Source organism: Ruegeria sp. BHSA191, assembly GCF_059613325.1.
The window spans coordinates 101577-121555 of the sequence record NZ_JBXWSH010000002.1; the positions used below are offsets into that span (position 1 = coordinate 101577).

At 65.2% G+C, this 19979-nt stretch carries 20 protein-coding genes; 12 read left to right on the forward strand and 8 right to left on the reverse strand.

The annotated features are described in order from the left end of the window. Window positions 1–94 precede the first annotated feature (94 nt). Window positions 95–1108 (reverse strand): porin, encoded by a 1014-nt coding sequence (locus AC2FNS_RS02385; protein ID WP_496710755.1) that lies wholly within the window; start codon window positions 1106–1108, stop codon window positions 95–97. A 279-nt stretch (window positions 1109–1387) separates the two neighbouring features. Between AC2FNS_RS02385 and AC2FNS_RS02390 the strand changes: the two genes are divergently transcribed. The 5 genes from AC2FNS_RS02390 (at window position 1388) to AC2FNS_RS02410 (ending at window position 6668) form a co-directional block, all read left to right on the forward strand. Beyond that, the gene (locus tag AC2FNS_RS02390) at window positions 1388–1876 is read left to right on the forward strand and encodes a DUF3576 domain-containing protein (RefSeq protein WP_496680340.1); all 489 of its coding nucleotides are present in this window, start codon (window positions 1388–1390) and stop codon (window positions 1874–1876) included. 72 nt (window positions 1877–1948) lie between these two features. Next, window positions 1949–4486 carry a leucine--tRNA ligase gene (gene leuS, locus AC2FNS_RS02395; protein ID WP_496797558.1) on the forward strand — a complete coding sequence of 846 codons (2538 nt, stop codon included), beginning with the start codon at window positions 1949–1951 and terminating at the stop codon, window positions 4484–4486. Beyond that, entirely contained in the window at window positions 4473–4973 is a 501-nt protein-coding gene (gene lptE, locus AC2FNS_RS02400) for an LPS assembly lipoprotein LptE (protein WP_496796151.1), read from the forward strand. Before leuS ends, lptE begins: the two co-directional genes overlap by 14 nt. Then, window positions 4970–5998 carry a DNA polymerase III subunit delta gene (gene holA / locus AC2FNS_RS02405; protein ID WP_496797559.1) on the forward strand — a complete coding sequence of 343 codons (1029 nt, stop codon included), beginning with the start codon at window positions 4970–4972 and terminating at the stop codon, window positions 5996–5998. The genes lptE and holA overlap by 4 nt, the downstream gene beginning before the upstream one ends. Window positions 5999–6071: 73 nt before the next feature. Further along, window positions 6072–6668, forward strand: a complete 597-nt coding sequence (locus AC2FNS_RS02410; RefSeq protein WP_496688657.1) for a glutathione S-transferase family protein — start codon at window positions 6072–6074, stop codon at window positions 6666–6668. Here AC2FNS_RS02410 and AC2FNS_RS02415 read toward each other — a convergent pair. Further along, window positions 6635–7843, reverse strand: coding sequence for a TIGR03862 family flavoprotein (locus AC2FNS_RS02415; RefSeq protein WP_496710758.1), 1209 nt, complete (start codon window positions 7841–7843; stop codon window positions 6635–6637). The genes AC2FNS_RS02410 and AC2FNS_RS02415 overlap by 34 nt on opposite strands. Before the next feature lie 48 nt (window positions 7844–7891). Between AC2FNS_RS02415 and AC2FNS_RS02420 the strand changes: the two genes are divergently transcribed. Then, complete coding sequence (locus AC2FNS_RS02420; RefSeq protein WP_496680331.1) at window positions 7892–8188, forward strand: HNH endonuclease; 297 nt, start codon at window positions 7892–7894, stop codon at window positions 8186–8188. Here the strand turns inward: AC2FNS_RS02420 and AC2FNS_RS02425 are convergent, their stop codons facing one another. From AC2FNS_RS02425 to AC2FNS_RS02435, 3 genes are read right to left on the reverse strand one after another with little or no spacing between them, the layout of a single operon-like run. Continuing rightward, window positions 8189–8923, reverse strand: coding sequence for a VOC family protein (locus tag AC2FNS_RS02425; RefSeq protein WP_496710759.1), 735 nt, complete (start codon window positions 8921–8923; stop codon window positions 8189–8191). It abuts the gene before it with no gap. Beyond that, window positions 8920–9528, reverse strand: a complete 609-nt coding sequence (locus AC2FNS_RS02430; protein WP_496680327.1) for an enoyl-CoA hydratase/isomerase family protein — start codon at window positions 9526–9528, stop codon at window positions 8920–8922. The genes AC2FNS_RS02425 and AC2FNS_RS02430 overlap by 4 nt, the downstream gene beginning before the upstream one ends. Further along, window positions 9525–10274 (reverse strand): SDR family oxidoreductase, encoded by a 750-nt coding sequence (locus tag AC2FNS_RS02435; protein ID WP_496688651.1) that lies wholly within the window; start codon window positions 10272–10274, stop codon window positions 9525–9527. The genes AC2FNS_RS02430 and AC2FNS_RS02435 overlap by 4 nt, the downstream gene beginning before the upstream one ends. Before the next feature lie 134 nt (window positions 10275–10408). On the opposite strand from AC2FNS_RS02435, the gene AC2FNS_RS02440 reads away from it, so the two are divergent. From AC2FNS_RS02440 to lpxK, 5 genes are all read left to right on the forward strand, one after another. After that, window positions 10409–11932, forward strand: coding sequence for a DUF2125 domain-containing protein (locus tag AC2FNS_RS02440; RefSeq protein ID WP_496710760.1), 1524 nt, complete (start codon window positions 10409–10411; stop codon window positions 11930–11932). A 215-nt stretch (window positions 11933–12147) separates the two neighbouring features. Further along, complete coding sequence (locus AC2FNS_RS02445; RefSeq protein ID WP_496710761.1) at window positions 12148–13494, forward strand: TldD/PmbA family protein; 1347 nt, start codon at window positions 12148–12150, stop codon at window positions 13492–13494. Beyond that, the gene (locus AC2FNS_RS02450; protein ID WP_496710762.1) at window positions 13481–14284 is read left to right on the forward strand and encodes an inositol monophosphatase family protein; all 804 of its coding nucleotides are present in this window, start codon (window positions 13481–13483) and stop codon (window positions 14282–14284) included. The genes AC2FNS_RS02445 and AC2FNS_RS02450 overlap by 14 nt, the downstream gene beginning before the upstream one ends. Next, window positions 14281–15516, forward strand: a complete 1236-nt coding sequence (locus AC2FNS_RS02455) for a 3-deoxy-D-manno-octulosonic acid transferase (protein ID WP_496710763.1) — start codon at window positions 14281–14283, stop codon at window positions 15514–15516. The genes AC2FNS_RS02450 and AC2FNS_RS02455 overlap by 4 nt, the downstream gene beginning before the upstream one ends. Further along, entirely contained in the window at window positions 15503–16501 is a 999-nt protein-coding gene (lpxK, locus tag AC2FNS_RS02460) for a tetraacyldisaccharide 4'-kinase (protein ID WP_496710764.1), read from the forward strand. The genes AC2FNS_RS02455 and lpxK overlap by 14 nt, the downstream gene beginning before the upstream one ends. Here the strand turns inward: lpxK and AC2FNS_RS02465 are convergent. From AC2FNS_RS02465 to AC2FNS_RS02475, 3 genes are read right to left on the reverse strand one after another with little or no spacing between them, the layout of a single operon-like run. Beyond that, window positions 16498–17610, reverse strand: a complete 1113-nt coding sequence (locus AC2FNS_RS02465) for a CaiB/BaiF CoA transferase family protein (RefSeq protein ID WP_496710765.1) — start codon at window positions 17608–17610, stop codon at window positions 16498–16500. The genes lpxK and AC2FNS_RS02465 overlap by 4 nt on opposite strands. Then, complete coding sequence (locus AC2FNS_RS02470) at window positions 17610–18275, reverse strand: DsbA family protein (protein WP_496683955.1); 666 nt, start codon at window positions 18273–18275, stop codon at window positions 17610–17612. The genes AC2FNS_RS02465 and AC2FNS_RS02470 overlap by 1 nt, the downstream gene beginning before the upstream one ends. Before the next feature lie 2 nt (window positions 18276–18277). Further along, window positions 18278–18796 (reverse strand): DUF721 domain-containing protein, encoded by a 519-nt coding sequence (locus AC2FNS_RS02475; RefSeq protein ID WP_496683957.1) that lies wholly within the window; start codon window positions 18794–18796, stop codon window positions 18278–18280. Between the two features lie 81 nt (window positions 18797–18877). On the opposite strand from AC2FNS_RS02475, the gene mutY reads away from it, so the two are divergent. Then, window positions 18878–19969, forward strand: coding sequence for an A/G-specific adenine glycosylase (gene mutY / locus AC2FNS_RS02480; protein WP_496710766.1), 1092 nt, complete (start codon window positions 18878–18880; stop codon window positions 19967–19969). Window positions 19970–19979: the final 10 nt, after the last annotated feature.

A 19979-nucleotide genomic window follows, 5' to 3' on the forward strand; every position in this document is an offset into this window, starting at 1 on the left:
CCTGTTCCGGTTTCGCGCCAGAAAAACACCATGTCGGCGCAAAAGAAAAGGGCGGGTCCGAAGACCCGCCCCAAACCTTGCGGTTCAGATCAACTTAGAAGTTGAACTGAGCACCGAAGTCGGCACGCATGGTCGAGTCTGCGCAGACGTCGCAGTCCGACACACCGATACCACCGCGCAGCGATGCGCCGCCGCCCAGGTCGTAGATGGCGCCAATGCCGTACTGCTGGGTGTCGGCGTCAGCCGAACCGTCACCGTAAGCGGCGGTCAGGGTCAGAGCGGAGCCAACGTTGTAGGCCAGCGACAGACCGTAGGCGGTGCCGTCGGTTGCTGCAACTTGGGTTGCGTCGTCAGCAACGAACAGGGTGCCCGAGAAGTCACCGAATTCGCCACCCAGGGTGAAGACGGTCAGGCTCGGATCTTTGCCTGCCAGAGCGTCGGTCTCACCGTAGGCCAGAGCGGCAGTGATGTTGCCGAAGGTGTAGGTTGCGCTGATGTCCCAACGGTCGGCATCGGTTGCAACGCCGTTCACACCAAAGGTGGCTTGGTCATACGACGCACCGAAGGCGAAGTCGCCGACTGCGTACTGGAAGAACACACCGTTCGCACCCGAACCGGTCGACGAATAGCCGGTGAAGGCATAGTCAACGCCCGAGTACTGGCCGATGAAGTTTTCCAGGCCCGGTTCGTTACCGTAGTAGTTGGCCAGGTTGTCAAACGCGCCGGCAATGTTGCCCGCGTCAACACGCAGACCACCGTAGATGACCGAGAAACGTGCGCCGTTCAGGCCAGCCGAGTTGGCTTCACCGGTGCCGGCGTTCTCGTCGGCCTGCAGGCGGACGCGTGCTTCAAAGCGGACGCCACCGTCGGTTTCCGCGATGCCGTCGATGTTCAGACGGAAGCGCGAAACCAGGATGGTTTCGTCGGTCGCGACAGCAGCGGTGCCGGTGGTGGTGCCGCTGGCAGTGGTGGTGAAGTTGGTCACAACGCCAGTACGGTCTTCTTGGTAGCCGATACCAAAGCGGCCATAGCCGCTGAATCTAACTTCGGCCGCGGCAACCGATGCGGTTGCGATCAGTGCGGTCGATGCGAAGAGAACTTTTTTCATCTTGTTTCCCTCGGTTTCAGTAATTTCTACTCGACACATGCCTGTTGCACATGTCTCAGCACGCAGACCGTTTCGCTCTTTTTGCCCCCTCAGCGCAAGCTTGCCTTAATTCTTTTGCAGTCATTGCCCCGGAATTGGTGCAAGGATGCCACAGTTGGTTTGAGGGCGTGTTTTCGGCACCGCCATGGCGCCTTTGGAAAGAATGGGCTTGTTGCAACACAACAGCTTGTCTAGGAGTATCACCCAACAGTCTAACCAGCAGAACAGGACATGCCGACGATGCGCCTGCAGACGATTTCGGGTTTGTTGATTTTGACCGTCTCGGTTGCGGCCTGCGGGCAGAATCGCTCGGCACAGCCCAATCCGAACTATCTAACCACCGACGGCAGTTCGTCAGAGGCTCGTGAACTCAACGATCCGAATCGTTCGACCATCTGGGATGTGTTCGGCCCCAACAACTCGGAACAAGTGACACAGGTCAATCGGTACCTGTGGGCGGCCTCGCTGGATGTGCTGAATTTCCTGCCGATCGAAGAGGTGGATCCGTTTACCGGCGTGATCGTAACGGGTTACGGCAGACCGCCGGGCGGCGGGCGGTCCTATCGGGCAACGGTGCACATCAAGGATCCGGCCCTGGCGGCGCGGTCCCTTTCGGTGGCGCTGCAGACCAGCGGAGGCGCGCCGGTCAGCGCCGCCACCACGCGTGCGGTCGAAGATGCGATCCTGTCGCGGGCGCGCCAGCTGCGGATCGCGGACAACAAGCTCTAGCAACCCGCAGAAAATCACAATATTACCACGCCGGGCCCCTGCCCGGCGTTTTCATTCACGAAGGACCGCATGATGTCGCGCTACTCCGCCAACGAAATCGAAGCCAAATGGCAAGAAGCCTGGGACACGGCCGGGATCTTCACCGCCAAACGCACGGCGGACAAGCCGAAATACTATGTGCTGGAAATGTTCCCCTATCCGTCGGGGCGCATCCACATGGGGCATGTGCGCAACTATACCATGGGTGACGTGATCGCCCGCTACAAGCTTAGCACCGGGCACAACGTGCTGCACCCGATGGGCTGGGATGCCTTTGGAATGCCTGCGGAGAATGCGGCCATGGCCATCGGTGGCCACCCCAAGGACTGGACCTATGGCAACATCGCCGACATGCGCGCGCAGATGAAGCCGCTGGGCCTGTCGATCGACTGGTCGCGCGAGTTCGCAACCTGCGACCCGGAATATTACGGCCAGCAGCAGGCGCTGTTCCTGGATATGCTGGATGCGGGGCTGGTCTATCGCAAGAACGCCGTGGTCAACTGGGACCCGGTGGACATGACCGTGCTGGCCAACGAACAGGTTGAAAACGGGCGCGGCTGGCGCTCGGGCGCGTTGGTGGAGCGACGCGAGCTGACCCAGTGGTTCTTCAAGATCTCGGCATTCGCCGAAGAGCTGCTTGAGGCGCTGGATACGCTCGAGAACTGGCCCGCCAAGGTGCGCCTGATGCAGGAGAACTGGATCGGCAAGTCGCGCGGGCTGGAATTTGCATTCGAGCGCACCGACGGCGGCGCGCCCATCACCGTCTATACCACGCGGCCCGACACGCTGCTGGGGGCCTCGTTCGTGGGCATCTCGCCCGATCACACGATCGCCAAGCAGCTTGAGGCCGAGAACTCCGAAGTCGCTGAATTCGTTGCGGAATGCCGCAAGGGCGGCACCACGGAAGAGGCCATCGAAACCGGCGAGAAGCTGGGTTTCGACACCGGCATCCGCGTCAAGCACCCGCTGGACCCGAACTGGGAACTGCCGGTCTGGATCGCGAATTTCATCCTGATGGATTACGGCACCGGCGCGATCTTCGCCTGCCCCGCGCATGACCAGCGCGACCTGGATTTCTGCCGCAAATATGACCTGCCGGTGATCGACACCTTCTTTGCTCTGGATGACGACACGCCGGTGGACAAGATCGCTTTCGTCCCGCCGAAAGAGCAGAAAGTGCGCTGGGTCAACCATTTCGCCGGTCTGACCGAGGCCACCGGACAGGAAGCCATCGACGCGACCATCGAGTTTGCCGAGAAAGCCGGCTGGGGCAAGGGCGTGACCAAGTACCGCCTGCGCGATTGGGGCCTGTCGCGCCAGCGCTACTGGGGCTGTCCGATCCCGGTGATGCATTGCGACGATTGCGGCGTGGTGCCCGAAAAGAAGGAAAACCTGCCGATTCGCCTGCCCGACGATGTCACTTTCGACAAACCGGGCAACCCGCTGGACCGTCACCCGACCTGGCGCGACTGTGCCTGCCCGTCTTGCGGCAAGCCGGCCAAGCGCGAAACCGACACGATGGACACGTTCGTCGATTCGTCGTGGTATTTCGCCCGTTTCACCGCCCCACGCGCGGAAACGCCCACCGATCTGGCCGAAGCCGAATACTGGATGAACGTGGACCAGTATATCGGCGGCATCGAACACGCGATCCTGCACCTGCTGTATTCGCGGTTCTTCGCCCGGGCCATGCATCTGACGGGGCATCTGCCGAAAAAGGCGATCGAGCCGTTCGACGCGCTGTTCACCCAGGGCATGGTCACCCATGAAATCTATCAGACCCGCGACGACAAGGGCCGCCCGGTCTATCACCTTCCCGAGGAAGTCGAGGACGGCAAGCTGAAGGCGACGGGCGAGCCGGTCGAGATCATCCCCTCGGCCAAGATGTCGAAATCGAAGAAGAACGTGGTGGACCCGGTCAGCATCATCTCAGCCTTTGGGGCGGATACGGCGCGCTGGTTCGTGCTGTCCGATTCGCCGCCCGAGCGTGACGTGGAATGGACCGCCGCCGGCGCCGAGGCCGCGCACAAGCACCTCAGCCGCGTGCATCGCATCGTGTCCGAGATCGCCGCATCCGACGCCCCGGCCAATGCCGAGGACGAAGCGCTGCTGCGCGAGATGCACAAGACCATCCATGACGTGACCGGCGGGGTCGAATCCTTCGGCTTCAACGCCTCGATCGCCAAGCTCTATGCCTTTACCAACACGCTGGCCAAATCCAAGGCGGGCGCGCAGGCCAAGCGGCAGGCGGCCAAGACGCTGGCGCAGCTGATGTCGCCGATGACCCCGCACCTGTCCGAAGAGCTGTGGCAGATGCTGGGCGGCGAAGGGCTGGTGGCGCTGGCGCCCTGGCCGGTGGCGGACGAGTCGATGCTGGTCGATGACACCGTCACCCTGCCTATCCAGATCAACGGCAAACGCCGCGCCGAAATCAGCGTGGCCAAAGATCTGGACAAGACGCAGGTTGAAAAAATCGCGCTCAGCACCGAAGCTGTGCAGAAGGCGCTGAATGGCGCTGCTCCGAAGAAGGTGATCGTTGTTCCGGGCCGGATCGTGAATGTCGTTGTTTGACCGCAGAAAACTGATGCTGCCGCTGGCCGCCTGTGCGTTGGCGGCAGCCTGCGGGTTTCAACCCGTCTACGCGCCGGGGGCGGCGGGGTCCGCTCTCTATGGCAGAGTCGCGGTTTCAGCCCCGGACACGGTCGAAAGCTATCTGCTGGTGCAGAATCTGGAACAGCGGCTGGGGCGCGGCGCCGGTTCGGCCAAGGATTATAGGTTGAACGTGAAGGTCACCACCGCAACCCGCGGGGCAGCGATCACCACGACCAACGAGACCAACCGCTACACAATAGATGGGCGCGCGAATTTCACCCTGACCTCGGCTGAAACCGGGCAGGTCGTCGCGTCGGGCACCGTGACCGATTTCGTGGGTTACTCGGCATCGGGTTCGACGGTCTCGACCCTGGCCGACGAGCGCGACGCAAAGGATCGCCTGATGGTCATCCTGGCCGATCAGATCGTGACCCGCTTGTATTCCACACCGGAACTGGCTTCATGAAGCTTTCGCCACGCGAGGCTGACGGGTATTTTTCCAAACCGGACCCCGACAAGACGGGCTTGCTGATCTACGGCGCCGACGCGATGCGCGTGGCGCTGAAACGCCAGCAGGTTCTGGCCGCGCTGCTTGGCCCTACCGCAGAGGAAGAGATGCGCCTGACCCGGATGCCCGGCGCCGATCTGCGCGGCGACCCGGCCATGCTGCTGGACGCGGTCAAGGCGGTCGGGTTCTTTCCCGGCCCGCGTGCCGTCTTTGTCGAGGAGGCAACCGACTCCGTCGCCCCTGCGATTCTGACCGCGCTCGAGGACTGGGCCCCGGGCGACGCGCAGATCATCGTGACCGCGGGCCAGCTCAAGGCCAGTTCCAAGCTGCGCAAGGCCTTCGAGGCCCATCGCAGCGCCTATGCGGTGGGCATCTATGACGACCCGCCCAGCCGCGCCGAGATCGAGCGGTCATTGGCACAGGCTGGCCTGACCGATATCCCGCGCGATTCGATGGCGATGCTGGGGGATCTGGCAGCCGAGCTCAGCCCCGGCGATTTCGCGCAGACGCTGGAAAAGCTGGCCCTGTACAAACGCGGGGACGGCACCGCGCTGACAGTCGAGGACATCGAGGCCTGCGCCCCGCAATCCAACGAGGCCGCGCTGGACGATGTTCTGAACGTGGTGGCCGAGGGCCGCGCGCCCGAGATCGGCCCGCTGATCCGACGCCTGCAGGCGCAGGGCACCAACCCGGTGACGCTGTGCATCGGCGCCACGCGGCATTTCCGTACTCTCTATGCCTGCGCTTCGGACCCGGGCGGCGCGGCCCAGGGCATCGGCAAGCTGCGTCCGCCGATCTATGGCAAGCGGCGCGACCGCATCCTGCGGCAGGCGCAGGCCTGGGGGGCGCAGAAACTGCAGACCGCACTGACCGTGCTGACCGATACCGACCTGTCCCTGCGGTCGGCCGGGCAGACCGCGCCGGCCATGGCGCTGGTCGAACGGGCGATGATCCGCATCGCCATGCTGGCTCGGTCACGCTGACGTGACGGGGCGTCGGGCTTGACGCACCGCCCTGCGCCACCAACCTGTAGGTCAGCCAAGACAGGAGCACGGCATGTACAAACTTTATGGACGCGTCCACAGCCGCGCTTCGCGGGTGATCTGGCTGCTCGAGGAATTGGGCCAGCCCTATGATTTGATCCCGGCAGGGCCGCATGATCCGCAGGTTCTGGCCCTGCATGAATCCGGCAAGGTGCCGGTTCTTCAGGTCGGCGATGCCGTGCTCTCGGACAGCGTGGCGATCATGACCTATCTGGCCGACAAGCACGGGGCCTTCACCTATCCAGCCGGAACCCTGGAACGGGCCGAGCAGGATTCGCTGGTCAACGCCATGCTCGAGGAATTCGATGCGCCGCTGTGGCTGGCCACCCGGCACGCATTCATCCTGCCGCAGGACAAACGTGTTCCGCAGGTGGTCGAGGTCGCGAAATGGGAATTTGACCGCAGCTTCCAGCGCATGGGCCGCCGCTTCAAGGGACCGTACCTGCAAGGTGACAAGATGACGATTGCCGACATCCTGTGCGTCCATTGCATGAGCTGGGCCAAAACCGCCGATTTTCCGATGAATTCGGATGTGCTGAAAGCCTATGGCAAGGACCTCCGCGCGCGGCCGGCCTATCAGAAACTGGGCGAGCTGGCCAAAACCGCCTGAGCGCTCAGCCAGTCGGCGGCCGATCGCCCGGCCCATCGCCCGGTGGCGAAACAACCGGTCAGAAGGTAGCCGCCGGTCGGTGCTTCCCAATCCAGCATCTCGCCGGCACAGAACACGCCCGGCAGCGCCTTCAGCATCAGGCCATCGGTCAGCCCGCTGCGCATGACGCCGCCCGCGGTCGAGATCGCCTCGTCCATCGGGCGCAGTCCCGCGTGGCGCACGGGAAGCGCTTTCAGCAGCCCGACCCAGTCGGCCCGGGTCACGACCTCGCCTTTGGTCATTTCGTGAAACAGCGCCACTTTCTGCGCTGGCAGGCGCAAGCCGTTTTTTAGCCACCGGCTGAGCGTGGTTTTCGCGCTGGTCGCAGCGAGGCGGCGGCGCAGTTCTTCCTGCGGCAGGTCCGGCACCAGATCCACACGTAACGGCAAGCCCGCGCGCAGGGCCGGGGTCAGCGGGTACAGCCCACCCCCTTCAAGCCCTTTCTCCGAGATCACCGCCTCGCCCCGGCTGATGCGATCGCCCGCCATCCACCGCACCGATTTGAGTGCCCGGCCGAAATGCGGCGTCATGTGCGGGCTCCAACCCATCGCCAGCGCGGCATTCGACGGCGCGAAAGGCGCCAACGGCACCCCCTTTTCCGCCAGAACCGGCGCCCAAGCCCCGTCCGAGCCCAGCCGCGCCCAACTAGCGCCGCCAAGCGCCAGCACCGTCGCCCCGGCCGCGACCCGTTGCCCGCCGTCGGGCGTGTCGAACACCGCCGTCGCGCCGTCCCAGCCAAGCCAGCGCCAGCGGGTGCGGATCACAACCCCCATCCCGTCCAGCCGCTCCAGCCAGGCCCGCAACAGCGGCGAGGCCTTCTTGGCGCGGGGAAACACCCGCCCGGTCGAGCCAGTAAACAACTCTTGCCCCAGACCGCGCGCCCAGTCCTGCACCATTCCGGCATCGAAATCGGCAAGCATCGGACGCAGCCAGTCCGCCGCCTGTCCATAGGCCGGCAGCAGAGTCTCGAACGGTTCATCCTTCGTCAGGTTCAGGCCCGATTTGCCCGCCATCAGGAACTTGCGCGCGACCGATGGCTTGGCCTCGGCCACCAGAACAGCATGCCCGGCCCGCGCCAGTTCCTCGGCTGCCATCAATCCGGCCGGACCCGCCCCGATCACCAATGCCTGCGCCATATCTTTCCTCTTGTCCCGGGCCGGGCCCGGGATAAATCTAGCCTCGCCATGACCGAGGACTGCCCCATCTGCCCGCTCTGCGACCGCCCGATCCCCGACGGGACCGGCAGCCTGCACCATCTGATCCCAAAACTCAAAGGGGGAAAGGGCGGTCCCACGGTTCTGCTGCACGGAATCTGCCACAAGGAAATTCACGCCACCCTGACCGAAGCCGAGCTGGCCCGCAGCTACAACTCGGTCGCGGCATTGCGCGGCCACCCCCGGCTGTCGCGGTTTCTGGACTGGGTGCGCAAACGCCCGCCCGGGTTCCAGTCGAAAGTGCCCGGAAAGCGCCGCAGCCGCTGATCAGGCGGGCACGAACACCGTGCCATGCGCGGCACGGACGGGTTCGGTCAGCCCTTCGATGCCGATCCCGCGCAGGTCGGGCGTGGGTACGATGACGGCACCGGGAATGTGCTGAAACTCCAGCGTGGTATAGGGCCGTCGCCACAGCCATTCGCGATTGCCGACGGCCCAGAGGTCAGGGCTGGGCGGTCGCTCCTGTGTGAAGGCATAGAAGTGCAGGTCGAACCCGTGCGGGGTTACATCCTGTATCGCCAGAAGCCGCATCCCAAGGCTGCGACAGATCGCATCCTCGGCCTGGATGTCGCCGGAGCGTAGGGTGATCTGGCCCACGCAGGCCCGTTCGAACGGCGCCTGCACGGGGCCGGCCTTCAGGCGGTTGCATTCGAAATCATGTTGCAGCAGTTCGATCGCAAACCCCTCGGGATCGGTGAGATGGCTCAAATAGCCGATGTCCAGAAACTGCGCCGGTAGGCTGACCTTGACCCCCCTTCGCCGCAGCCAGTCCGCCGCCCGGTCCACGTCAGGCAAGGTGATGCCGATCTTCCAGTACCGCTGCCCACGATCCGCGACATACCCGCCCCCGCCGGGCTGCAACACGATTTCCGCACCCCGGCCAGGGTAGCCGACCCGCCAGTCCGCCCCGTCACGGCGCGACACCATGCCCAGCGCTTGGCGGTAGAACTCCGCCAGCCCGGCCGGGTCCGCCACGCGCAGATGCAGGGCAGCCAGCCTCATGCGCACATCCCGGCGATTCCGCAGGCGACATCAGGATCTGCCGCCAGGCTGTCGGAAACCAGCTCACGCGCGGTCTGCAACAGCATGTCGCGGGCCACCACCCGGTCGACCAGACCAAAGGCCAGGGCCTCGTCGGCCGTGATCTTCTGCCCGGCCATCAGGATCAGCTTGGTCCGTGCCGGCCCGATCAGCGCCTTCATGCGCAGCACGTCCGACGGCTGCGGCAGAAACCCCAGCCGCATCACCGGATAGAAGATCTTGGCCTCCGGCACCGCGATGCGCAGGTCGCAGGCCAACGCCATGCCGTTGGCTCCGCCCGCCATCGTGCCGTTCAGCGCGGCAACGGTCAGGCAGGGCAGCGCGGCGATGGCGCCCGACAGACGTTCCCATAGGTCCGAGGTGGCCAGACCCGCCCGCGCCTCGTCCAGATCTGCACCGGCGCTGAAGACCTTGCCGGCACCCGTCAGGATCAAGGCCCGCGCCTCGGTCGCCGCCTGGGCGATATCGACCAGTTCGGCCAGCATCGCCCCGGTCAGCGCATTGGCCTTGCCGGGATTGTTCAGCACCACGGTCCACAGGCCGTTTTCCTTGGTCAGTTCGATCACGTCAGGCCGACCCTCTTGCGGATGTCGTCGCGGCGCAGAGAAATCTCGGTGCCCAGAAATTCGTCGGCGTCGGCCGAGCACATCCACAACAGCGCGCGGGCCGGCCAATCGGCGGGGATATGATCTTCCCATTCAAGCTGGCTGACCGGGTTGATGCCGCTGGCCTTGATCGTCCGCTGCATGTCAGTGGCCACCGTGCCCGGCGACAGGCCCATCGCGCGGATGCCGTGATGGGACTCTTCCAGATGCAGACACTCGGTCAGCATCTTCGCGCCCGCCTTCGAGGCGCAATAATGGCTCCAAGCCTCCACCGGGTTGGACGCAGCGCCCGACGAGACCGTCAGCACAGTTCCGCCGCCTGCGGCCCGCATCACCGGCAGCACCGCGCGCATGCCGTGGAACACGCCCTTGAGATTGATGTCGATGGCCCGACCCCAATCCGCCGGATCAGCCTTGGCCAGATGCGAAATCGGGTCGATCACCCCGGCATTGCCGATCAGCACGTCCACCCCGCCAAAGCGATCGACGCAGGCGGCCACCGCCTGATCGACCTGCGCGAAGTCGCTGACATCGCAGGCAATCGCGAGTGCCTGCCCCCCCAACTCGGCGGCCAGCGCGTCGATCTGCGCGCGGCTGCGGGCCACCAGCGCGACATTGGCCCCGGCTGCGGCAAAAACGCGCCCCGCCTCGGCCCCGATGCCGCGGCTGGCCCCGGTGATTAGCACTGTTTTTCCTTGCATGGACATCCCGTAATCCTTTCGGCTTGCAATCCGTTCAAGTCCTATCGCGCAAACGGGGAAAGCGTCCACCCCTTGCCCCCTTGACGGCGTGCGCCACAGGCCCGACGATGCGCGCGAATTTCAACACGAAGGGTTCCCTTATGTCCGTTTTCCTTCGCCGCACGGGCGGCGCCGTCCTGGCCTATGTTATCGCGACGCAAGGCGCGCTGGCAGACCTGACCGCCAACGATGTCTGGTCCGACTGGCAGTCCTACATGGGCAGCATGGGCTATGCCGTCACCGGCGATCAGAGTACCTCGGGCAACGTCACCAGCATCAGGAACATGACGCTGAAGATGGAGCTGCCGGACGAGGATGGCGCGTTCGACATGGTCATCCCGGAAATGACCCTGACCGAGAATGGCGACGGCACCGTCACCATCGGCTTGCCGGAGAGCTTTCCCATGACCATCTCGGGTCAGGCCGAGGGCGAGGCATTTTCTGCCGCACTTCTGTACACTCATGACGGTCTGAACATGGTCGTGTCCGGCACCCCCGAGGACATGACCTATGACTACGCGGCCCAGAGCCTGGGCCTGGCGCTGGGCGACGTCACCGTCGACGGCGAGACCATGCCCGAAGACAGCCTTGATCTGAGCCTGCGCCTGGCGGATCTGGCCGGCACGTCGCGCATGGTGATCGGCGAGGGGCGAACGGTCGATCAGACCTTCACCGCCGCCGATCTGACCTATGAGGTGGATTTCAACGAACCGGAAACCGGCGAACAAGGCCGGATCAACGGCAAGCTCGAGCAACTGGCCTTCGAGGGCCGGAACGTGATCCCGGCCGGGTTCAGCCTGGCGGATGTCCAGGCCGCCTATGAGGCCGGATTCGCCTTTGACGGCGCCTTCACCTATGTGGCGGGCCAGACCAGCATCGAGGGCACCAGCGAAGGCGAGGCGTTTTCCATGGCCAGTAGCTCGGACGGCGGGCGTTTCGCGGCCAGTATCGATGCGCAGCGTCTGGCCTATGACGTCGAACAGAAGAACGCCAAGCTGTCGGTCACCTCTGCCGATGTACCGTTTCCCATAGAACTCGCGATGGCAAAGGCAGGCCTCAAGCTCGAGCTGCCTATTCAGGACACCGGCGAGGTCGAACCCTTTGCTCTGGCCCTGAACCTGACCGATTTCACCATGTCGGACATTCTGTGGAGCATGTTCGACCCGGCCGGCGCCCTGCCACGAGATCCGGCGACCATAGCGCTGGACACCACCGGTACGGCCAAGGTCCTGCTGAACATCTTCGATCCGGCCGCCGCCGAAGCGATGGAGAAGGCCGACGCCGTTCCGGCGGAGTTGCATTCGTTGAAGATCAACGATCTTCTGGTTTCGCTGGTGGGCGCCAAGCTGACCGGCAACGGCGATTTCACCTTTGACAAATCCAACGCCCAACAAACCGGCGGCATGCCGATCCCGACCGGGGTGGTCAACCTGCAACTGGTGGGCGCAAACGCCCTGATCGACAAGTTGATCGAAATGGGGCTGGTGTCGGACAACGATGCCATGGGCGCCCGCATGATGATGGGCATGATGGCGGTTCCGGGCGAGGCGCCGGACACGCTGAATTCGACCATCGAATTCAAGGAAGACGGGCAGATCCTGGCCAATGGCCAGCGGATCAAGTGAATCCGGCCTGAAAGAGCAAAAGACAGGGGCGCGGGAACCCGCGCCCTTTTTTGGCACCGCTCCCCGCGATCAGTCGAACAGGCCCGGTTCGTGCAGCGCGGCCTGCACCGTCAGACGCGTTTTCCTGGCACCCGCCGCGCCCGGACCCGGCCCGCCTTGGGGCTTGCGGGGCCGCCTGTCGAAGGCTAGGTCCAATGCAAGCAGTCGGAGGCCACATGACCAACACACTCGAAGCAATCAGCGCCCGGATGATCGAACTGGCCGCCAAAGCCGGGGCCGAGGCGGCGGACACGATCGTGATCGACGGGGCCTCGGTTTCGGTCGAGGTGCGCGGCGGCAAGCTGGAGCATGCCGAGCGCGCCGAAAGCATCGATGTCGGGTTGCGGGTCTTTCTGGGCCAGCGTCAGGCCATCGTGTCCGGGTCGGACAGCCGCCCCGAAGCACTGCAAGCCATGGCCGAGCGCGCCGTGGCCATGGCCCGCGAGGCCCCCGCAGACCCTTTTTCTGGGCTGGCCGATCCCGACCAACTGGCGCGGAACTGGGACGGCGACGCGCTGGAACTGTTTGATCCGTCGCCCGCACCTTCCGCCGACGCGCTGATGCAGGACGCGCTGGCCGCTGAGGCCGCCGCCCTGGCCGTTCCGTGCGTGACGCAGGTGTCGGATGCAGCTGCCGCCTATGGGACGCATCGGGTGCATCTGTCGGCCACCAACGGATTCTCGGGCGGCTATGCCCGTAGCACCCGGTCGGTGTCCTGCGTGGCGATCTCGGGCGAAGGCACCGGGATGGAGCGCGACTATGACGGGGACAGCCGCACCTTTCAGACCGACCTGCGCAGCCCGGATGAAATCGGTCGGACCGCCGGTGAACGCGCGGTGCAACGGGCCGGCGCGCGCAAGCCGCAGACCGGCCAGTTCCCGGTACTGTTCGATGAACGGATTTCATCCTCGCTGATCGGGCATCTTCTTGCGGCCAGCAATGGCGCTGCGGTGGCACGCGGAGCGTCGTGGTTGAAGGACAGCCTGGGCCAGCAGGTTCTGCCCGCACACCTGTCTCTGGTCGAGGATCCGCACCGCCCGCGCATTTCGGGATCGCGACCCTTTGACGCCGAGGGGCTGCCGACCGCCCATCGGGCGATCGTCGAAGACGGCGTTCTGACCGGCTGGACGCTGGACCTGTCCAGCGCGCGCAAGCTGGGCATGGCGCCCACCGGCAACGCCGCCCGCGGCGTGTCCGGCCCGCCCTCGCCCAGCAACTGGAACCTGAGTCTGACCCAAGGCACAGCGACGCGCGAGGATCTGTTGCGCGACATGGGCACCGGGCTGCTGGTGACCTCGATGATCGGATCGACGATCAACCCCAACACCGGTGACTATTCGCGCGGGGCGGCGGGGTTCTGGGTGGAGAACGGCGAAATCGCCTATCCGGTGAACGAATGCACCATCGCCGGAAACCTGCGCGAGATGCTGATGCGGATCATTCCGGCCAACGACGCGCGCCCCTATCTTTCGCGGGTGGTGCCCTCGCTGCTGATCGAAGGGATGACGCTTGCCGGAAACTGACCTGCTCCTGCTGATCGACGCGGCGCGCGAGGCCGGCAAGATCGCCACGCGGTATTCGGGTCGCGACACCCGGCGCTGGGACAAACCGCAGGGCGCGGGCCCCGTCACCGAGGCCGATCTGGCCGTGAACGCGATGCTGGAACAGCGCCTGCCCGCCGCCCGGCCCGGCTATGGCTGGCTAAGCGAAGAAACCGAAGACAACCCCGACCGTCTGACCCGCGACCGTGTCTTCATCATCGACCCGATCGACGGCACCCGCAGCTTTGCCGAAGGTTCGAGCACCTGGGCGCATTCGCTGGCGGTGGCCGAGCACGGGCAGGTGATCGCGGCTGTCATCTATCTGCCCCTGCGCGACCTGCTGTTCGCGGCGGAGCGTGGCGGGGGCGCCACGTTGAACGGCCAGCCTATTCAGGCGACCCGGGTCCGGTCGGAATCCGAGGCCGAAGTGCTGGCCGCCAAACCCAGCCTCGACCCGCGACATTGGAAAGACGCCAGACCGCCCTCGTTTCGTCGGGCCTACCGGCCTTCGCTGGCCTACCGCATGGCCCTGGTCGCGCAGGGGCGGTTTGATGGGATGCTGACCCTGCGCCCAAGCTGGGAATGGGACATCGCCGCCGGCGAACTGATTCTGCACGAAGCCGGCGGGCAGTGCTCGGACCGTGCCGGCGACCGGTTGCGGTTCAACAATCCGAACCCGCGACTGAACGGCGTCGTGGCCGCCGGCCCCCGGCTGCACGAGCTGCTGATCCGACGGCTGGCACCGCCTGCAGACCAAGGCCTGCCGGCATGAGCAGACAGCGCTCTCTCAGCCTCGCGGCCTACCGGGTGCTGTCCTGGGGTGTACCCAGACCGCAGGATCACGGCACCCCCCCGCGCCCCGCGGGCGAACTGTTGTGGTTTCATATCGCCGACCGGCACCGCCTGCGCGCGGCGAACGACTTTTGCCGTCGGTTGCAGCAGACCCGGCCCGGACTATCGATCCTCAGAACCGCTCCGCCCGAGACAGACCTGACCGGCTGGACCTCGGACGACGCCCCTGTCGTCTGCCTTCCGGCCGAGAGGACCGGCGCGGCACGCAGCTTTCTGGACCACTGGCAACCCGATCTCGGGTTGTGGGTTGGCGGTGGGCTCATGCCCAACCTCGTCATCCGCGCACATGACGCCGGAATACCTCTGATCCTGCTCGAGGCCGAACCGGATATCCGCGCAGCGCCGGCGGCGAAATGGGTACCCGACATCGCCCGCCACACCTTCGACTGTTTTCAGGCCATCCACGTAACGTCCGAGGAAACCGCACGACAGATCCGCAGACTCGGCGTGGCGACGAACAAAGTGTCGGTTTCCCCGCCTATGCGCATCAATCCGACGCTGCAATCTTGGCCCGAGGACGAATTGATAGAAACAACACATGCGGTGTCGGGGCGCCCGGTCTGGCTGGCGGCCTGGGTGGAACCGCGCGAGGTCATCTCGGTGCTGAGCGCGCACCGGCAGGCCATGCGGATGCTTCCGCGGCTGGCGATGGTCCTGCATGTCTCCGACCGGGGCGAGGTCGCACCGCTTCGGCGCCGGCTCGAAGACATGGATCTCAGATGCGCCAACTGGGAAAACGGCGACCCGATCGAGGACATGACCCAGGTGATCCTGTGCGACGACCCCGAAACGCTGGGCTTGTGGTACCGGTTGTGCCCGGTCACCTTCCTAGGGCGATCGCTCGAGCAGGGCAGCGTCGGTTGCGACCCGATCATCGCGACCGCGCTGGGGTCGGCCGTCATTCACGGCCCTTTCGTGGGCCATCATCAGGACATCTACGACCAACTGGACAACGCCTCGGCAGCCTGCGTGATCAGAAGCGCAACCGAGCTGGGCGATACGTTGGTCGATCTGCTGGCCCCCGACCGGGCGGCCGACATGGCCTTGGCCGGTTGGGATCTGGTGACCGAGGGGGCCCCGCAGGTGGACACGCTGATCGACATGGTTCAGGACCAGTTGGACAAAGGCCGGATGGACGATGCGAGCACCTGAATTCTGGGATACCCCTCCGGACCGGCCCGGTCTGCGCGCGCGCCTTCTGGCGCCGCTGGGGCGGATATACGCGCGGGCCACGGCCCGGCGGGTGGCGGCTGGGCCCGGGGTCGATCCGGGTGTGCCGGTGATCTGCGTCGGCAACCTGAATGCCGGCGGCACCGGCAAGACACCGACGGCAATCTGGGTTCTGGAGCAATTGCGCGATGCGTATCACACCCCGCATGTAGTCACCCGCGGCCATGGCGGATCGCTCGAAGGTCCGGTTCGGGTGGACCCATTGCGGCACACGGCCGCCCAGGTCGGGGACGAGCCCCTGCTGCTGGCGGCCTTCGCCGAGGTCTGGGTCGCCAAGGACCGTGCCGCCGGCGCCCGCGCCGCAGCCGAGACCGGCGCCAGCGCGATCGTGCTGGACGACGGGTTCCAGAACCCTTCGGTGGCCAAGACATTCTCGATCGTCGTGGTGGATGCGGCCCGCGGCTTTGGCAACGGCCTGTGCCTGCCCGCCGGACCGCTGCGCGAGCCGGTCGATGTCGGGCTGCAACGGGCCGATCTGGTGCTGTCGCTGGGCGATCCGGCCGCGCAGGAGCGGTTCGCGCAGCTATGGGGCAACAAGCTGGGCGTTCCGCACGCAACCGGTCAAGTCACGGCGCTGCAAACCGGGATGGACTGGAGCGAGACTCCGGTTCTGGCCTTTGCTGGTATCGGCCACCCCGAGAAGTTCTTTCAGACATTGCGCCAACAGGGCGCGAGGCTGCTGCGGGCCGAGGCGCTGGACGATCACCAGCCGCTGACGCCGGCCCTGATGACCCGGCTGGAAAACGAGGCGCGGTTGCTGGGTGCGCAGATGGTCACCACCGAAAAAGACGCCGTTCGCCTGCCGCCCGCCTTCCGCAGCAAGGTCATCACCCTGCCGGTGCGCCTGCAGGTGGATCAGGCCGACGACGTGCGTCAGCGGTTGCTGACGGCCGCGCCGCCGCCCTAGTCGTCTTCGCCCAGTTTCGGGGCGGGGCGCGACAGGTTCAGATCGGCATCCGAAAAGACGAACGGCGCGCGGATTCCAGGCACCCCATCCAGTTCGATCTGCATGCCGCGCGCGATCACCTGCGGATCGGCCATGACTTCGTCCAACGTGTTGATCGGCCCGGCGGGGATGCCTTGCGCCTCGCAGGCGGCCAGCAGGTCGGCCTTGGCCCAGGTCGCCGTGGCGCCGTTCAGCCGTGCGATCAGGGTGCGGCGATTGGCCAGCCGGTCCTTGTTGTGCAGATATTCGGGCGCCTCGGCCATGTCGGGCAGGTTCAACACCTGACACAGGCGCCGGTACTGCCGGTCATTGCCGGTGGCGATAATGATGTGTCCGTCTGCACAGTCGAACACCTGATAAGGCGCCAAGTTCACATGTGCATTGCCCATGCGCTGCGGCACCTGACCCGTGGTCAGATAGTTCAGCGCCTGGTTTGCCGTGACTGCCACGGCCACGTCCAGCAGGGCCATGTCCACATGCTGCCCGCGCCCGGTGCGCTGGCGTTGGTGCAGCGCCGCCAGAACCCCGGCCACCGCATAGATGCCGGTGAACACATCGGTGATCGCCACACCTGCCTTCTGCGGCTGGCCATCGGGTTCTCCGGTCACGGACATCAGCCCCGACATGCCCTGGATGATGAAATCATAGCCAGCCCGATGCGCATAAGGTCCGGTCTGCCCGAACCCGGTGATCGAGCAATAGACGAGGCGCGGGTTCAACTGGCTGAGGCTGTCATAGTCGAGCCCGTATTTCTGCAGCCCGCCGACCTTGAAATTCTCGATCACCACATCGGCGTCAGCGACCAGCGCGCGCACCTTCTCCTGCCCTTCGGGGGTCGAGAAATCGGCGATCACCGACGCCTTGCCGCGATTGGTCGAGTGGTAATAAGCCGCCGAGACATCCTGATCGCGGGTCACGAAAGGCGGACCCCAGGCGCGGGTGTCGTCACCGGCCGGGGATTCCACCTTGATGACCTCGGCGCCCAGATCGGCAAAAGTCTGGCCGGCCCAGGGGCCAGCCAGAATGCGCGCCAGCTCGACAACCTTGAGACCGGCCAGTGGCCCGGTCATCAGTTGCCCAGTTCCTTTTCGATCAGAGCCTTGAACTCGTCATAGGACTGGTTGTCGACCTTCTTTCCGTTGACGACGAAGGACGGGGTGGACTGGATACCGTCTTTCTCGGCGTTTTTCTGGTACCAGGCGACGAGGGTTTGCGCCTTGGTGCCGTCCTGCAGGCAGGCTTCAAGCTGATCGTTGCTCAGCCCGGCCAGACGGCCGATCTTGCGCAGTTCTTCCACGATCTCGGCCGGGCCGCCGGCGCGAGTCCAATCGGACTGGCCCTGATAGATCAGGTCGGTGATGCCAAAGAACTTCTCGGGGCCACCGCAGCGCGCCACCATCGACGCCCAGATGCCGTAGCGGTCGAAATAGACCTCGCGGTAGATGAACTTGACCTTTCCGGTGTCGATGTACTCCTTCTTGAGCTGCTTGTACGGCCCTTGATGGAAATTCGCGCAATGCGGACAGGTATAGGACGCATATTCGATGATCTCGACCGGTGCATCCTCGGCCCCCTGAACCATCTCGACGATGCTCGAGGTGTCCAGATCGGCGCTTTGCGCTTCAGCGCTGCCGACCAGTTGTGGCACAGGCACGGTGCTTGGCGATTGGGTCAGCCAATAGCCGCCAGCGGCCACGGCGATGACCGCACAGATTGCGGTTGCGATACGGCTCATTCTCAGCCCTTTCTCAGCGATTTTTGTTTGGATAGAACGTTCCGGCCCAGTCGTTCAAGGGCAGCACGCAAGTCTTGGTCGTGAACTTCGCGCGTGACTTTGTCTGCCTCGGCAACGACTTCCGGTGCGATGGTGGGTTTCGCCTGTTTCGGACGGTGTTCGAAACTGGCCTGCCCCTCGGCAAATCCTGTGGGAGCCGTCTGGGTGATGCGGATGCGGCTGATGGCGTTGTAGCCATAGACGGCATTCACCTTGTCGCGCAGACGGTCCTTCTGCATCTCCAGCATCGGAGCCTGCGGTCCGGTAGTCAGCACGGTCAGCGTGGCGCCGAGCCCACCCTTGCCATAGCCCACCTTGACCGGCCGTGCGATGGCGGCGATGTCGGGGCCCACGATATCGGCCCAATGGGTCAACAGCCGCGACACGGCAAAGCCGCGGCTTTCACCGGCTTTCCGGATCCGATCGCTCAGCAAGGACGCGGTGCGTTTGAACCCGCGGGTGGTGGACCGTCTTGGTTGCATCTGGTTTCCAACTCCTGCGCCGCTATTGTAATGGGCGTGCATCCGGGCGCCAGCGAAACCCGACAGAGAAATGGATAAAACTTGCGTGACACCGCCACCTTCGACCTGAGCCGCAGCCTGCTTGCCTGGTACGACCGACATGCCCGCGACCTGCCGTGGCGGGTCAGCCCCGCCGACAGGGCCTCGGGCGTGCAGCCCGACCCCTATCGCGTGTGGCTGTCCGAGGTGATGTTGCAGCAGACCACCGTGGCCGCCGTGCGGGATTATTTCCTGCGCTTCACCTCGCGCTGGCCGGATGTCCGGGCGCTGGCCGCCGCACCCGACGACGAGGTGATGGCGGAATGGGCCGGGCTGGGCTATTACGCCCGCGCCCGCAACCTGCTGAAATGCGCCCGCACGGTGGTGGACCAGCATGACGGGCGCTTTCCCGACAGCCATGATGCGCTGCTGATGCTGCCCGGCATCGGCCCCTACACCGCTGCTGCCATCGCAGCCATCGCCTTTGACCGCCCCGAAACCGTGCTCGATGGAAATGTCGAGCGGGTCATGGCCCGGCTGCATGACATCCACGACCCGTTGCCGAAATCGAAGCCTCTTCTGAAGGCGAAGGCCGCCGAGCTGACCCCGGACGAACGCCCCGGCGACTATGCCCAGGCGGTGATGGATCTGGGTGCCACGATCTGTACGCCGAAGTCACCGGCCTGTGGCATCTGCCCCCTGCGAGACCCGTGCCAAGCCCGCGCTGCCGGAACCCAGGCCGACCTGCCGCGCAAGGCGCCCAAGGCGCCGAAACCCACCCGGATCGGCCATGTCTACATCGCGCAGCGCGCCGATGGCGCAATCCTGCTGGAACGCCGCCCCGAGACCGGGCTTTTGGGCGGGATGCTGGGCTTTCCAGGCTCGGACTGGGCCGAGGACACAGCCGAGGCGCCGCCCTTTCCGGCCGATTGGACCCTGCTGCCCGCCGAGGTGCGCCATACCTTTACCCATTTCCACCTTATCCTGCGCGTCTGGACCGCCGCCGTGCCCGCGGAGGTGAACCCCGAGGGGTTGCTGGTGACGCCCAAACATTCCTTTCGCCCCAGCGACCTTCCGACCGTGATGCGCAAGGCGCATGATCTATGGCGCGGCAGTTCGACCTCTGGGAAAACGCAGCGGGCGGGATTACCCTGACGGCAGAGTT